We start from the raw sequence: 14,712 nt of genomic DNA, 5'->3' as shown, positions 1-14,712 counted from the left end.
TTCCTCAATCATTTTTTCCGTTTCCTCAACTCCTCAAAAACCTCAAGATACTGTTCTGTGACATGTTCCCAATCGTATTTTTTGGTAAGTCCTTCCCTTGCGGTAAGCCGAAGGTGAGCAAGTTCTTTTGGGCTTTTTTCTGCTTTGGAAATCAAGACTGAAACTGATTCTTTGTTTTTGGGAAAGTACCAACCATGTTTGCCGTTTTGGAGCATTTCCTGATTGAATGGGGTGTCCAAAGCCAATATTGCACAGCCATATCCCAATGCCTTTAGCATCGCAGGATTTGTTCCTCCGTACTCATGCCCATGAAGGTATGCGAAGCAATTGTGGTAGAGCGCCTTTAACTCTTCTGGATCAGTGACATAACCGGTAAAGACAAGTCTTTCATCCTGCATGGATTTGAGTCCTTCGGCATAAGCATCTTGATAGGGAACATCGCCCACGATGACCAATTTCCTTTTGCTGTCCGATTGGATAAATCCTCCAATGATCAAGTCTGCGTTGTTATCAGGAACCAACCTTCCGACAATCAGGTAATAGCTTTCTTTTTGCAGTTTCCATTTTTCCAGTTTGTTGGGATCTGAATCGAAAGAGGGATTCGCTCCATATGCAATAACTTTGGATTCAGCCTGAAAAAGCTCAAGATAGATCCTCCTCATTTCCTCAGAATCGTTGATAACCTGATCATATAATTTGGTGGCTATTTTGGATGCCCAAAAAAAATATTTCGATCCAAAACCTTTCCACTTTGGTCGGAGCCATTCTAGTCCATCCACATTGATGGCTGTCGGTTTTCCAATAATTTTGGAAATCAAGCCAAAGGGGCCATTTGCGCTGTTTACTACAAAAATTACATCGACGTCAGATAAACAAGCATGGATCATCGAAAAAAATGAATGCGTCAACTGCGTCAGACTTTTGGTTTCGACCGCAGGTATGTAGATAAGTTTGATTCCATTTACACTTGTAGGTCTTTCTTTGAACAGTGACCTGTGACAATAGACTTGCACATCTACCCCCCTTTTTTGAAGCCGCTCACCCAATTCCTTAACCAAGGTATCATAGCCCCCATAAACATAAGGATATCCTTTTGCGCCAAGTATCGCTATTTTAAGAATCTTTTTTTCCTTACTCATTTTCAAAAAGGCTAATAAATTTTTTCTGAAAAGCCTCAGGAGAGAATTTTTTCAAAACCCTTGATCTACCTTTGTCTCCCATTTCTTTTCGTAAAACCTCATCATTTACCAAAGCAGAAATTGTCGCTGCTGCCGATTCGGCATCATCCCAAGGGATCAAAAATCCTGTTTCACCTTCTAAAACCATTTCATTGGCACCACCATGGGCAGTTGCTACGACGGGTTTGCCTGAGGCCATCGCTTCCAAGATGACGGTCGGAAAAGGATCAGGAAGTATGGATGGCAAGACAAAAATATCCAAAGTTTTCAAAATCTCAGGGATATCCTTTCGGAAACCCAAATAGCTGACATGTGGCTGTAATCCTGTTTTTTCGATTTTTTCTTTCATCTCGGCTACCAAAATTTCTGTTCCTGGATAAGCATCCCCGACTATTACAAAATGGATGTTGTCATGTTGTTGAACTAATTTTTGGGCTATTTCCAAGAAGTAATCTTGACCTTTCCAATGGTTGATCCGGCCGATCATCCCAATCAAGACCTTTCTATCAATGCCGGATATCTGATTACGGATATCGGTTTTGGTTTCCAGATACGGACGGTAATCGATGCCATTGTGCACCAAGACCATTTTGGATTTATCTACTTTTTCCTTCCAATTGTCCCATACGGCCTGTGACACCACGACCACCTTGTCGGCATTCCTATTGACGATTTTACCAATTGTCTTCACAAACCATCTTGGAGAAACCAAGATCTCATGGAGATGCCATATATGTCTTACTTCATTTTTGCGTTTCAAAAAAGCTCCAACCAAAACCGCAGAAGTGTTGGAATAAATATGCGTAATGTTGTTTTGCACCATCAATGTTTCCAAGTAGGTTTTGGCCTTCAGGATCGTTTTGATCCTATTGAGTAGTCCTGGTGGGTTGAAATATTTTCTGCGCAATATCCCAAGTTTATGGATATGGACTGTCGTACCCAAACTTTGTAACTCTTGGACCAAAGGACCCTCTTCCGAAAGGACAACAATCACCCCATAATCTGCATGCATCAGTGTACGTACAGATTCCAAGAATATTTTACTCGCCCCATACAGGTCCGATGAACCGTGGAGCATGAGGATGTTTTTTTTGGAGGGGGATTGTTTTTTTGCCATCAAAATTCCCTTTTGAATAGGTATGAAGCTCCCAAAAATCCTGTATGGTCTGTCAGCTCCACATGGATGGAATTGGAATATTTCGAAAAAAGACCGAACAGTATCTTAGGGTCATAGCTGTTCATCTGCATCATTGGCTCAGCTTCCAATTTTCGATTTTTGAGACTGGAATACACAAAGTTGTACAGGGAATAATTTGCCCTGAGGTAATAATGGTAATATTTGATCTTGGGCCAATTATTGCCATATGTGGCCTGAATCTGCATGACGCCACCGATTTCAAGTTTGTCCAAAAGCTGTTGGATGATCGCCAACCCGGTTTTTGTCTCAATATGTTGCAGGACAATATAGGAATTGATAAAATCAAATTTGTCGGTATCGGGCAGGGCCTTGCCTTCAGATAGTAGGAATTCCACATTTTCAGCTCCCATTTCTACTGCATGGTTTTTTGCCTTTTCCAAGATGTCTTGGGAAACATCGATTCCCATGGTCTTGTTTTTGGTGACAAAAGAAAAGGGAATCGCCAATCGGCCGACTCCACAACCAAAATCTAGGATAGCGGAGTTGGATAAATCAGAATTGTATAATTGTTTGATCTTTTGAAGGGTCTCAGCCACATAGACCTCTCCGGTCGCAAAAAACTCGGTCAAGCCTTCTGAGGTAAGGTTTTCGGATTTATATTTTTGGTCAGAAAGTACCCCATAATAAGGGTCCTCTTTTCCGAAATGTTTCCATGTATTTACCGATTTATTCCTCATTTACTTTCTGCTTTTGATGATCCGGGCAGGATTTCCTCCCACGATGCTGTATGGTGGCACATCTTTGGTGACGATACTCCCTGCTGCGACAACTGAACCTTTGCCCACAGTCACGCCTGCGAGGATGACAGAATTGGCAGCTAACCAACAGTCATCTTCTATTTTTACGAAAGAGCGGGTAACTCCCTGTTCAATCATGGGGCTTTCGGTTTGAGAAAAATTATGGTTTTCAGAATAAATACTCACCCTTGGTGACATCATCACGTTATCCCCGATTTCGATATAGCCTGAGCAGCCGATATATGCATAAGGCCCGATGCTGCTGTTGTTTCCGACTTTCAGTCCGACTCCGGCTTCACCACCATACAGGTTAGTCGGTCTGATGATGGCATAACTCCCAATGGTGACTTTATCTCCGAAAATTAATCCTTTTTGGGACAGTCCATTGATCTCACAATGGTCTTGGGCAATGAAATTGCGGCCTACGTGGATATAAGATGCCTGTCTGACAGTCACACCTTTTCCGATCAAAAATAGCCCTTTGACAGCTCCAAATCTCCATCGGAGCCACAATCCCCGGACCATCCAGATTCCCATCCTTGCCATCACCCCCAAAGTCGAAATGGAGTCCCATTTACCACCAAAGCGGTCGCTGAGGTCGATGCCTGTGAGTTTGGAGACGGTTTTGCCTAGGAAATTACCCATTCAGAATTTCTTTAAATGCCTGCTCCAAAGATAGGAAAAACTTCTCCGTGGAAAATTCCTTCAACCTGATTCTCCCCTTTTCACCCAATTCCTTTCTGAGGTCAGAATCCTTCACCAAAAGTTCCATGGCTTTCTGCAAGGATGGGGTGTCATTATTTTCCAAAACCAAAGCAGCACCTCCTGCTACTTCCATCAATGCTCCCTGTCTGGAGATGATGACGGGCAATCCAAAAGAAAAAGCCTCCAAAATCGGCAACCCAAAGCCTTCATTGGCCGAGGGGAAGACATAAGCCAATGCGTGTTGGAAATAGGAAGCAAGTTTTTCTTGGGTAACATATCCTGTGAAAATGACTTTGCTTTTCAGTCCCAAGGAATCTACCAAACTGATCAAATGATCGTGGTCATCGAGTGTTTCCCGTGGTCCTCTTTGGCCCACCAAGACAAGCTGAATATCTTCGTAATCCTGCTGCCGGACAAGTTTCTCAAAAGCTGAAATCAGCAAGCCGAGATTTTTCCTTTTTTCCAATACGCCCACATGAAGGAAATACCTTGGGGATTTTTCGGCATGGGCAATTTCCAATTTTGCTTCCGAAAGTCCTGAAGCTTGGTACACCACCCTGATGGGAATGGATTTGAAGGCGGGTAATTCCTGCAACTTCATTTTTGAAAAATGGGTGATGGTGATGATTTCTCCGTTTTTCCTCAAACCTTTTTCCAGATAATACAAGTAATACTTTAACCAGAGACTTTGGTAATGCTCAGGATTGTCCCAAAAGAAAGTGTCATGAATGACCGAAACCTTTTTCCCTCTTGCCCAAATCGGACTCATTATGTCTGGGCTCAAAACAAGATCTGCCTGGTTGACATAGGAAAGAACTGGAAGTGCAAACTGTTTTCTGACGAAGTAGAGGAGTTGGAAAAGGATATTTTTCCATTTGGCAGTTTTGCCACGGAAGAACTGATTTTGGTTGACTTTCCGAAAATCCGGGCTGATGACATAATCAAATTCGCTATCGGGATTATTCGAAATCTCCTCGCAAAGTGTGAGCATATATGTCTTGATTCCTGTTTGGGCCACATACAGGTAAAACACATCCACCAGTACTTTTGACTTAGCCCTTCCCATGCTTGATTTTGGAATATTCGTTCATTGAGTAGCCTATCATCCACCATGAAATCCAGCTAACATAAGCGTACAGATCAGCATTGGCGGTAAATAAGGGCAACAAGAGCCCGGTTTTTACCGCAGCCCCGGTAAATGCTATCCTTGCTGACATGACATTGTCAGTCATTCTAAAAACCTTGATGGACCGTTGGATTGCGTAGTAAAGCAAAATAATAAACAAAAGCAATCCTAATAAACCTAACTGTACACCATAAATCAGGAATTGATTTTCCCCACCGACCCTAGCTTCTTCTGTTACGCTTCCGGAGTTGCCACTCATGGCGAGTCCGATTCCTAGAGGGTTTGCAATCATAGATTCGAGCGCTATTAGCCATTCTACCACGTGGCCGACACTAGAGGCATTTTGGAAAGTAAGTGTATCCACCACGAAATAATAGAAATCCTCCGACGCAAAGAATATCACGAAAATTACAAAGGACAAGAACAAACCAAACCCAAAAAGAATCAATCTGTTGAGTTTGAAAATCACTGCAATAAAAAATATCATGATAAAAAATGCCCCAAATGCCGCCCTTGAACTTGAGAAAAACAAGCTTCCCATGGCACAGATCATGACCAAAATGTAAGGAAATGAATGTTCTCTTTTGGAAGTCAAAAACCAGATCAGACCGGCAGCAAAACCTAAGAGAACTGAACTTGCGAGTTCCAAAGGGTCTGAAAAGAAGGAAGCAAACCGCTTTGTTATCGCCTGTGTTTCAAATGTCCAGGCTAATCCAAAGTTTCCGGATGGCTCCATGTTGTAGACCACCTGATTGAAAACTGCATATCCTGTAAAATTCTGTAAATGGACATTGAAAAAGCCTTCAAGAAGGTTGACAGCAAATGCGGAAAGTGTAATTATAAAAATAACCTGAAAGAGCCGCTTGACTTCCAGGTCTTCAAATACCGTATTCCGTCCGACAAAATAAACCAGGCAGGGAATAAGCATTGTTTTGAAATAAAGGGCTTTGTTGACAAAACCTGTTTCGCCGATGGGCAATAAAAGAAACAGGAAAGCTAGTCCTATGAATGCTAAAAACAGGTAGTCGACAATCTGAATCCTGAAGGGGTAATCAAATATTTTTCTGTTGTACAATACAAAAAGCAGTACTGCAAAAATGACCATCAGGTCTTTAGCCAGTTGGACCAAGGTGACTGGCAGTGTAGATTCGGTAGCCTGAAAAACCAAGCTCAAAAAAGTAATGTGGAATGGAAGATATGCTGCAAGGAAATAGACGACATACTCCCATTTCCCTTTGAAGGCCATGGCCTTCAGCGTATAATACAGGAGTATGGCATAACCCAAAAGGGCAAAAATAAAGAGTATCTGTGCGATCAATGCATTTCAGGCTTTTGGCAGATCAAAGTCACGGTAAATCTCACAGGGCATCTTCCTTTGACTTTTATCCCCCTGAATATATTCAATAAAAACTTACTTTGTTCTATACCGATGATCCAATCAGGCTTGATCCTGTTATTTTTAAAAGTACTGTATTTGTATTTGGGGATTGGCAATACAGTTTCATAGTTAACAAATCTGGTTTCGCCCAAGGTCCTGACCAACCCGCCGGAGCTGGAATTGTCATGAATCATGGTTACAGCTATTGGTCCAAAAAGTATATTTGGCATCACAAGGATAAATTTTCTTCCGGTACAGAATCATCCTATTTGGCTGTCCTGCCATAAAACCGAAGGAGATTTGGTTAGAATTAGGCGTACAAAGTCTCCCTTTTATGGGCGTTTTTTTCATTGACCAACAATTTATGGTATTGGTTTTTGAGTTTGAAAGCTTCTTCAAGAACCTCCGAGCTCCCACCAATTTATTTAGAATAAGCTTCAATGTCTGGAAAATGGGACTCATCAGGTTTCGTGTTGTCAGTCATTCTATTTCTTCCAAAAGGAATAAATACCTTTTTCAACCTCATATTCCTCCCATTGGAACCGCTCCCTTTTAGGTTGTTTTTTTGCCCAATCCCACATTATTTGCAAACCGTCTCTCAGGCTTGTCTTATCTTCAAAATTCAAAATTTCTTTTGATTTCTCATGGGTAGCAAAAGCTAATTTAACTTCATGTCTAGACTCAAAATACTCGATTTCATGGCCACCGACAATCTCAGCAAGCATTTCTGCGGATTCTTTAATACTAAATTCCTTAGTCCCTCCTAAGTTGATGATGTGCTTGGATGCTTCGAGCTTAGTGGCTGCAAGCCAAAGTGGTTCCAATATGTCATCTATATAGGTAAAGGCCCGCAATTGTTCTCCTGTCCCAAAAATGGAGAAAGGCTCTCCGTTCAGTTTCTGATACATCCAGATCCCAAGAACATTTCTGTATTTGTCCCAAATATTTTGGTTTAAACCATAAACATTATGAGGTCGGAGAATGCACCAATCAAGTCCGTGTTGGTCGCCAGCAATCTGAATGTCTAATTCACATGCATATTTGGCTACTCCGTATGGGTCAATGGGTGCCGGCTGATGGCTCTCATCAAAGGGGGGATTCCCCACTCCGTAGGTGGCCATACTGGAGGTAAATACCAATCGCTTGGTGTTATAGATGATACAGTTATTGACAATATTGGCTGTGGCTACAAGATTGTTGGTATAATTGAACATCCTGATAAACGGGCTGAGACCTTCCGCTGCATAAGCAGCGAGATGAAAAACGTACTCCACATTATTCTGAGAAAAAATAGCTGATAGATCCCCTGTGGCGATGTCTATGTTGTGGAATTTAACTCCTGAAGGAATGTTTTCGGTATATCCTCCGGAGAGGTTATCTATTCCAATAATTTGATATTCTTTTTTGTTTGTAAGCAACCAATCTGCAAGCCGGGAACCCAAAAGCCCCGCTACACCTGTAATTAATATAGATTTCATTATTTAATTTAAATTCCTTCGTGGAAAATTCCTTCTTTTAAACCTTTGGCTGCAAAAGTAAGCTTTTTAAATCTTTTACGGAAAACAAAGTATGCCATAATAGCAAGGTTCTTGAACATCATAAATAAGGTAACAGTTGGAGCAAAATACCATGGGGTATATTTCCTCAACAACCATATTTGATTTCTGCTCCTAAGGTAATGGACGAATGGATTGACATACCCTTCTTTTTTTTTCACTTTGGATTTATGGGCCATGCCGGCTTCATGATACACTACTGATTTAGGCTCATATGCCAGCTTAAATCCTGCTTTTCTTATACGAAAGGACCAATCCACATCCTCGTAGTAGATAAAGAATTTTTCATTTAGCATGCCAACTTCCTTAATGATAGCTGTGGAAACCATAAACCCACAACCTGTAATCCAATCAATGGTTTTGGGTTGGTTAAATTTTTTCTGATCTGCCTGATTATAGCCGATTGTCCTGCTAATGCCTAAAAAAGAAACGAACTTTCCTCCGGCATTCCAGATTTTAGTTTTATTCAAGAGAAAAAAAAACTTGGGTTGAACTGCTCCAATAGAGGGGTTTTCTTCTAATGTTTTCACTAAATGATTCAGGAAATCAGGTTTAGATTCCGTGTCATTATTGAGAAGCATCAGGTAATCGAACCCTTGTCTTATTACTTCAGCAATACCGATATTGTTACCTCCCGCAAAGCCCGCATTTTCATGATGGAAGATAAAATGGGCAAAATCCCCATGCTCTTCCTTCAATTGTCTCCCGGATCCATCCGTGGATCTATTGTCTACGATGAATACTTTAAAATTTGGGTAGATGACTTTTTTCAATGAAAGCAGGCATTGGTGCGTATGGACATAACTATTCCAATTGATTATCACTATTCCTACAGAGGGATTTCTTACACTTTCCATGTAATAATTTTGTTTTTTCTTATTTATTTCAGGCTTTCTCAAAATAGAAACATGCCTGATCGCCTTGATCCGTCGCGTTTAGTATTTTGGCTTTTTGCTGTAATTTAACTCTCGTCTCTCGATTCACCGACTTATTCGGATTATTTCCGATCATTGGTTGATTATTTTTATACATATCAGTGATGATAAACTGGAATTCATTGCTGTCAAAAATCACTTGTGTGAGTTTAAGTCCGCATTTTTCTCCGAGTATTTTCATCGCATTTTTGCTTGGTATAAAAAAATGTCTTGGGGCATCAATCTGAAACCAATCTGTTTTTTCCTGTTTCCAGACTTCCGCATCTGTTACCGGTACACGAATCAAAAGTTTACCCCCTTTTTTAAGAATGGTATTTAATTTCTCCATCACTTGAACTGGGTTCTCCATATGCTCAAATGAATGGTGAAGCATGACAAGGTCGTATTGTCCTGATACTTTGTACACATCTTTTCTCTCCAGGCGAAGGCCTTCCATTGACTTCTCTTCCGGTAGATAGGGATCAAATCCATACAGATTTTTAAATCCGGCCCACTTCAATTCATACACCAATTGTCCGTTTCCACAGCCAATATCAGCAATGGAAGCATCCTTTTCTATTTCGATAGGAGCCAACCATTTGTAGTATTCAGGATAACCAAACACCCACAGGTTTCGATCAAAGAGAGTTTTTCTCAGTTTTTTGACCACATTCATCAGACCGTGACTTTCAACTAGATTGCCGAAAGCATAGTAGTTTGAAGGATAGTAAGCATCCATATCAGCAGGGATATCCACCAGCTGAATGGACTTGCATGCATCGCAGTTTAGGTATTCAAATGATCCTCCTAAACCAAGCATCTTTTCTTGGGCAACGAAAGTCGTATTATTTTTCTCGTTTCCACAAGCCAGGCAAGCCTTATTTCTTTCAACTTTCATTTCTACTACTTTTTGTAAGGAAATTTAAAATCAACTCTTTATTATAAATCCAGTTCAGGGCACAGCATATCAAAAACACCACAATTTCGGTTGACAAAAGCGCAAAGCAAAGTCCAATTGCCCCATATTGGCTGGTAAGGTAAACCGAGGTTGAAACCATAAAGATTCCCATCATCCATGAGGATTTGAACAACAGGTTGTTTTGGCCTTTAGCAAGGAAGATTACCACATTGACGATGTTCAAGGAGGCCAAGAAGGGTATAAATGCTAAAAGCCTCAAGTAAGAAGTAGATTCAACCAATTCCTTTTTTGCCAGCAATTGAATAATAAAGGGAGCCAAAAAGAATACACTAAAAGAAATTGTCAAAGAGATACCCAAAGAAAAGAAGCTTACTTTTTTTACATAGGTGATAAAATTGTGTAAATCATTTTGAAACAACTTAGTGGCATTGGGATAGACAGAATGGATGACCATAGAAGGAAACATCCGTAAGACCATCGATACCCTTTCTGCCAAACTGAACATCCCTAAGACCTCCGCCACTGAAAAGAAACTCAGTACAATCAAGCCACCATTGACTGAAATATGTGAAGCAATATTGGAAAGAAAAAGTAGTCCATTGTCCTTGAGAGAGGCAAAAAGCTGGACAAATCGGGGTTTGTAAAACTTGATCTCGAGCTGGTAATGGATAAATAGCAGCAAGAGGACGTTGATTCCAAGACCTGCCCCGCCCATGATGAAATTTACCCATTTTGCCTGATGAGGTGAATGAATGAAAAGTACGATCCCTAACAAGTAAAGTAGCTTACTGAATACATTGGCGATAGAAATCAACTTCATTTTTTCCATTCCCTGAAAAAACCATAGGGGAAGGGTCGCTTCTGAAAATAGTAGCAGAACCGAAAAGAGCAGAATCCATTGGTACTCTTTGAACATGTTCAGCCCAAAAACAGCCACTATGATCCCTATTGTGGCCAATAATGCCATCAATACTTTGCTGAACACAATGTTGGAAACAATGTGTGAAAGGGATTCTTTGTCGTTTTGATAAAGTGCAACTTCCCTGGGACCGCTGAGGTTGTACCCGAATCCCACCACGATGTTGGCAAGAATGATCACGGAGAGCGAAAGATTGACCAAACCAAACTGGTCCAATCCAATAGACTGGATCAGAATCGGCATAGATATCAGCGTAATCACAATATTGGAAGCCTGAATGGTGATCAAAAAAATAAAGTTCTGTATCGATTTGTTCTTAAACAGGCCGGTAAAAGAATAGGAAGTGAATTTTTCTATCATATCAACCCATGATCAAAAATTCAACTCCCTTCGATATGAAGTCGGTATAATTGTCTTAAGTAAAGAAAAAACAAGGTTGCAAAGACCATCAATGCCGCACCATAAACCATGCCCTTGAGGAGTTTGATCCTTGAACTTTTCAGCGGATATCTTGGCGAGTCGATGATCTGAATTAAGGGGGAATTGTTCCGATGGTTGACTTTGGCGATTTCTAGATTCTTAGTAATCTCAGCAAATACCGCAGTGGCTGCCTGAATATCCACCTGCTTTCTCCGACTGTCGACAGTAGCACTTTGGACAAGTGAATTGGGGAAAGGGATCCTGTCCGCCATATTAGCAAATTCCATCAGGTTTTGATCCAATACCGCTCTGACACTATCAGCTTGGGATTGTAAGATGGAAAGATTTTCGGCTGTCTTTTTTGTTTTTGTCTCGAGGTAAAAGTTATTGACCCGCTCCACCATTGACTCGTTGAAAACCTTTGCAAATTGCTCATCCTTTGCACTTACCGTGACATAAATGATGCTCAGCTTTCGGTTTGGTTTTTCTACTGACAAATGCTTTTCCCGGATCAGCTTTGATATTTCCTTGACCACAGAATCCTGGGTCACACTAAAATTCTCCCTAGGAATAGAGAAATCAAGTTTTGCCAAATCCACTTTGTTCCATTTCCTGTCAAGCTCGTTGAATTCAATGTACTTGTCGATCAGAAGTGATTTGTTATCAAATGGACTTAGGAGTGTTTTTCCCAACATATTGTCGGATCTATATAGCTCCATGATGTTTTCACCTTGGAAAATTCCCGAAGGACCCGTCATCGAACCTAAGTTGATGCCCAAAAGCGAGGCGATCCCCGAAACCTGACCCATTCCCCCCATATCAGATTCCTCCAATACGAAAGTGGTCTCCGCATGATAAACAGGTTTTTTGAATATAGATACTAAAACACCCAATACAATTCCTATCAGGGCTACCAAAAGGAAAATTTTCCACTGACTTAGAAAAAAGGAAATCCAAACCCTAAAGTTAAGAATGACTTCTTTGAGCGTGATCTTATCATCCAAAATATGTTGCTGTCCATTCATATTGTTATGGATTGAGTTGGGTGAGTACCAAGGCAAGCGTCGCCAAGGCAGTGGCAATTCCAACAATTTCTCCCGGTCTCACAGGAAGCCTTGGTCCTTTGGTTGGTACGATTACCTCTGCACCGGGAGCTACAGCGGGATAAGATCGGATTCCCAAAAAGCTCTTGGTCCGGGCTACTTCGCCGTTGGCATAGACAACATACGTTCTTTTTCTATTGGCGCGGATATCAAATCCACCTGCCCTGTTGATATAGAATTTTGTCCCTTTGTCTTTTTCAAACCTGACGGTAGCGGGATATACCACATCCCCTCTCATCCTGACTGTCTGAAGTTGTCTTGGTATCGAAATCACATCTCCTTCTTCCAGGATCAAGTCCTTGTCCGAACCGGGATTTTTCAAAATCTCTTCCAAGTCAATGGCAACGGCTTCGGTCTGTCTGATCCTGATTGGGGTCATGTCTGCTTTGGTTTCGGCGATTCCTGTGATAGCCTCCCTTTTGGATTGAGCTGCTATGGAACCTTCGGAAGTTCCGAGGGCCACATTCCCGATTTCCAAATATAATCTCTGTAAAAGTAGCTCTTGCGCTTCTGTATTGTTGGGATCCTGCTGAAGCCTCTGCTGTAGGTCCTGCAGATTTCGCTGTCTTCTCAGTTGCTCTGATTCGGTATCAAAAAACTCAGTCCGTCTGATCAAAGTGGCTCCTTTTGTGTATGCATAGGGAGTCAATCCCCCTGCTCTTTTGATCACATCCGAGATCTTTTCTTCCGCTGTCTGCACTGAAAATATTCCCGGGGAATTGACCTGACCTTCGATGGTGATCTGTTTGTTAAGCGTAAAATTGGGTTTTCTCCGTACCACAACATTGTCATAAGGCTGAAGGATGACAGGATTTTCTTGGATATCAAGCCCAATGTTTATATTGATTGGAACCAACTCTGAAAAAGTGCCAGAGTCAGAAGATGCTGACCTACGTGCAATTTCGACGTCGGAAGTGTTAGCGGATTCCCTCAATCCTCCAGCAAGAATGATCAAGTCTTCGGCAGTCATCTGTTTGGAAAAAGGGTATGTTCCGGGGTTTTTGACTTCTCCGCTGATCTGCACATAGAACTCTTCCTGAAGGTCATAGATACTCGAAACCCTGACGACATCCTCTCTTTGGAGGCGAATGTCCGGAGCAGACCCATCTAAGATTCCACGGAGGTTGACAGAAATCACTTCTGTGCTCAGGTCATCAAAGGTTCTCAGGATGCTTGCCCTTTCGAGGTAAGCTTCTCCACGGATGCCATCTGCATTTTTGATCAGCTGTGAAAGGGTTAGACCCTCAGTGAGGGAAAAATTCCCTTCCCTAAAAACCGCACCTTTGATTTGAACCCTATTGGTAAACCTGTTCAATATTTTTGTTACTGTATATTCATCGCCTCCTTTGACAGTAAAAACAGCAAACTGCTCATTGAAAATATCAGAAACTGCCTTTTCTTTTCCAGTGATTCTGATGACGTTTATCCGGTCTTTGAAAGCTACATCAGTAAATCCTCCTGCATATTTCAACAAGTCAGCGAATGTTTCGCCGTCTTTTACTTCAAAGATCTTAGGTCTTTTAACTTCTCCCAATACCCTCACTCTTGACATAAAAGGATCCACCATGACTACATCCTGATCTTTGAGCTGAAAGTTGAGGTTGGCATTGCCATTGACCAAAAAATCATAAATATCAACTTTGGAGATGATTTTGCCATCCCTGATAATTTTCACTTCACGCATGGTCCCGTTGTCACTAGGTCCTCCGGCAGCATATAGCGCATTGAATACAGTACTGAAAGCACTTAATGTAAATGTTCCCGGCAATCTCAATTCACCCACCAAATGTACCTTGATCGTCCTGACGTTACCGAGGGTAACTTGCATGAAGGTATTGGGATTGCTTCCGGACATCCCTGTATAAAAATTAGAGAGTCTGTTTTTGATGATGATGGCAGCATCTTCTATGCTTTTTCCTGAGAGACCAACCGGTCCAACATTGTCAAGCAGGATGAATCCATCCGAACTGACAGTAGCCTCGTAGTATTTTTCGGACTGACCATAGACGTCAATGTATATCAAGTCGCCTGGGCCAAGTATATAATTCTTTGGAGTCGCAATGTTGAGGTTGGGTTCAAAACTCAACCTTCTTTTTTTATTGAAAAAAATATCCATTCCAAAATAGGGTGACGTTTGATCAGCCAATGAGCCCATATCTCCCTGCTCTTGAAACAACCCACTTGTGATTTCATTTAAATCACCTTGTTTCCTTGGTTCTCTTTTGGATGAACCGGCCGAAGATTTTACCCCTGCACCCGCGCCGTCCAATTTCTCAATCCTATTTTTCAGTTTTTCTAATTCAGCCTCAGATACACCTCTAAGTCTAGCCATCTGGATCAATTCCGTCTCTGATAAACCTGCCTCGCTTGCTCTTTTGATCAATTCCTGAATCTGTGCATCTGACAAGTCATCCACTTTAATGGCGCTGAGGTCATTCATGGATTGGGCTTGGGCGATTTCTGTTTGTAACCAAATCAATGAAAATATGATAAAAAATATTGCTAAAGCTTTTTTTAGAAATAATTTAGGCTGAAAATACATAAGGTATTGGTGTGTCA

Annotated in this window: 13 protein-coding genes; all 13 read right to left on the bottom strand. The window is 41.4% G+C overall.

The window, feature by feature from the left end; all coding sequences use genetic code 11:
• Positions 1–8: 8 nt before the first annotated feature.
• Complete coding sequence (locus tag M3O96_RS07710; RefSeq protein WP_249719751.1) at positions 9–1,139, bottom strand: DUF1972 domain-containing protein; 1,131 nt, start codon at positions 1,137–1,139, stop codon at positions 9–11.
• Positions 1,132–2,295, bottom strand: coding sequence for a glycosyltransferase family 4 protein (locus M3O96_RS07705; protein WP_249719750.1), 1,164 nt, complete (start codon positions 2,293–2,295; stop codon positions 1,132–1,134). Before M3O96_RS07705 ends, M3O96_RS07710 begins: the two co-directional genes overlap by 8 nt.
• Positions 2,295–3,053 carry a class I SAM-dependent methyltransferase gene (locus M3O96_RS07700; protein ID WP_249719749.1) on the bottom strand — a complete coding sequence of 253 codons (759 nt, stop codon included), beginning with the start codon at positions 3,051–3,053 and terminating at the stop codon, positions 2,295–2,297. Before M3O96_RS07700 ends, M3O96_RS07705 begins: the two co-directional genes overlap by 1 nt.
• Positions 3,054–3,758, bottom strand: a complete 705-nt coding sequence (locus M3O96_RS07695) for an acyltransferase (protein WP_249719748.1) — start codon at positions 3,756–3,758, stop codon at positions 3,054–3,056.
• Positions 3,751–4,884, bottom strand: a complete 1,134-nt coding sequence (locus M3O96_RS07690; protein ID WP_249719747.1) for a glycosyltransferase family 4 protein — start codon at positions 4,882–4,884, stop codon at positions 3,751–3,753. The genes M3O96_RS07695 and M3O96_RS07690 overlap by 8 nt, the downstream gene beginning before the upstream one ends.
• Positions 4,871–6,262, bottom strand: coding sequence for an O-antigen ligase family protein (locus M3O96_RS07685; RefSeq protein WP_283773966.1), 1,392 nt, complete (start codon positions 6,260–6,262; stop codon positions 4,871–4,873). Before M3O96_RS07685 ends, M3O96_RS07690 begins: the two co-directional genes overlap by 14 nt.
• Positions 6,259–6,552, bottom strand: a complete 294-nt coding sequence (locus M3O96_RS07680; protein ID WP_249719746.1) for a hypothetical protein — start codon at positions 6,550–6,552, stop codon at positions 6,259–6,261. Before M3O96_RS07680 ends, M3O96_RS07685 begins: the two co-directional genes overlap by 4 nt.
• Positions 6,553–6,807: 255 nt before the next feature.
• Positions 6,808–7,800 carry an NAD-dependent epimerase/dehydratase family protein gene (locus tag M3O96_RS07675; protein ID WP_249719745.1) on the bottom strand — a complete coding sequence of 331 codons (993 nt, stop codon included), beginning with the start codon at positions 7,798–7,800 and terminating at the stop codon, positions 6,808–6,810.
• Positions 7,801–7,808: 8 nt separating this feature from the next.
• Positions 7,809–8,735 carry a glycosyltransferase family 2 protein gene (locus tag M3O96_RS07670; RefSeq protein ID WP_249719744.1) on the bottom strand — a complete coding sequence of 309 codons (927 nt, stop codon included), beginning with the start codon at positions 8,733–8,735 and terminating at the stop codon, positions 7,809–7,811.
• A gap of 28 nt (positions 8,736–8,763) precedes the next feature.
• Positions 8,764–9,690 (bottom strand): class I SAM-dependent methyltransferase, encoded by a 927-nt coding sequence (locus M3O96_RS07665; RefSeq protein WP_249719743.1) that lies wholly within the window; start codon positions 9,688–9,690, stop codon positions 8,764–8,766.
• Entirely contained in the window at positions 9,680–10,990 is a 1,311-nt protein-coding gene (locus M3O96_RS07660; protein WP_249719742.1) for an oligosaccharide flippase family protein, read from the bottom strand. The genes M3O96_RS07665 and M3O96_RS07660 overlap by 11 nt, the downstream gene beginning before the upstream one ends.
• Before the next feature lie 20 nt (positions 10,991–11,010).
• Positions 11,011–12,075: a Wzz/FepE/Etk N-terminal domain-containing protein gene (locus tag M3O96_RS07655; RefSeq protein WP_249719741.1), complete on the bottom strand. Its 1,065-nt coding sequence runs from the start codon at positions 12,073–12,075 to the stop codon at positions 11,011–11,013.
• Between the two features lie 4 nt (positions 12,076–12,079).
• Positions 12,080–14,695: an SLBB domain-containing protein gene (locus tag M3O96_RS07650; protein ID WP_502798905.1), complete on the bottom strand. Its 2,616-nt coding sequence runs from the start codon at positions 14,693–14,695 to the stop codon at positions 12,080–12,082.
• Between the last annotated feature and the right edge of the window lie 17 nt (positions 14,696–14,712).

The sequence above is a fragment of the Aquiflexum sp. TKW24L genome (genome assembly GCF_023502205.1).
Classification (GTDB): domain Bacteria; phylum Bacteroidota; class Bacteroidia; order Cytophagales; family Cyclobacteriaceae; genus Cognataquiflexum.
Note: the sequence above shows the minus strand (reverse complement) of the source record. Positions and strands in the feature narration are given on the sequence as shown.

Bases quoted from the DNA above. Each gene is read 5' to 3' on its own strand.
- M3O96_RS07710 (WP_249719751.1), bottom strand. From the start codon at position 1,139: ATGAGTAAGGAAAAAAAGATTCTTAAAATAGCGATACTTGGCGCAAAA.
- M3O96_RS07705 (WP_249719750.1), bottom strand. From the start codon at position 2,295: ATGGCAAAAAAACAATCCCCCTCCAAAAAAAACATCCTCATGCTCCAC.
- M3O96_RS07700 (WP_249719749.1), bottom strand. From the start codon at position 3,053: ATGAGGAATAAATCGGTAAATACATGGAAACATTTCGGAAAAGAGGAC.
- M3O96_RS07695 (WP_249719748.1), bottom strand. From the start codon at position 3,758: ATGGGTAATTTCCTAGGCAAAACCGTCTCCAAACTCACAGGCATCGAC.
- M3O96_RS07690 (WP_249719747.1), bottom strand. From the start codon at position 4,884: ATGGGAAGGGCTAAGTCAAAAGTACTGGTGGATGTGTTTTACCTGTAT.
- M3O96_RS07680 (WP_249719746.1), bottom strand. From the start codon at position 6,552: ATGCCAAATATACTTTTTGGACCAATAGCTGTAACCATGATTCATGAC.
- M3O96_RS07675 (WP_249719745.1), bottom strand. From the start codon at position 7,800: ATGAAATCTATATTAATTACAGGTGTAGCGGGGCTTTTGGGTTCCCGG.
- M3O96_RS07670 (WP_249719744.1), bottom strand. From the start codon at position 8,735: ATGGAAAGTGTAAGAAATCCCTCTGTAGGAATAGTGATAATCAATTGG.
- M3O96_RS07665 (WP_249719743.1), bottom strand. From the start codon at position 9,690: ATGAAAGTTGAAAGAAATAAGGCTTGCCTGGCTTGTGGAAACGAGAAA.
- M3O96_RS07660 (WP_249719742.1), bottom strand. From the start codon at position 10,990: ATGATAGAAAAATTCACTTCCTATTCTTTTACCGGCCTGTTTAAGAAC.
- M3O96_RS07655 (WP_249719741.1), bottom strand. From the start codon at position 12,075: ATGAATGGACAGCAACATATTTTGGATGATAAGATCACGCTCAAAGAA.
- M3O96_RS07650 (WP_502798905.1), bottom strand. From the start codon at position 14,695: ATGTATTTTCAGCCTAAATTATTTCTAAAAAAAGCTTTAGCAATATTT.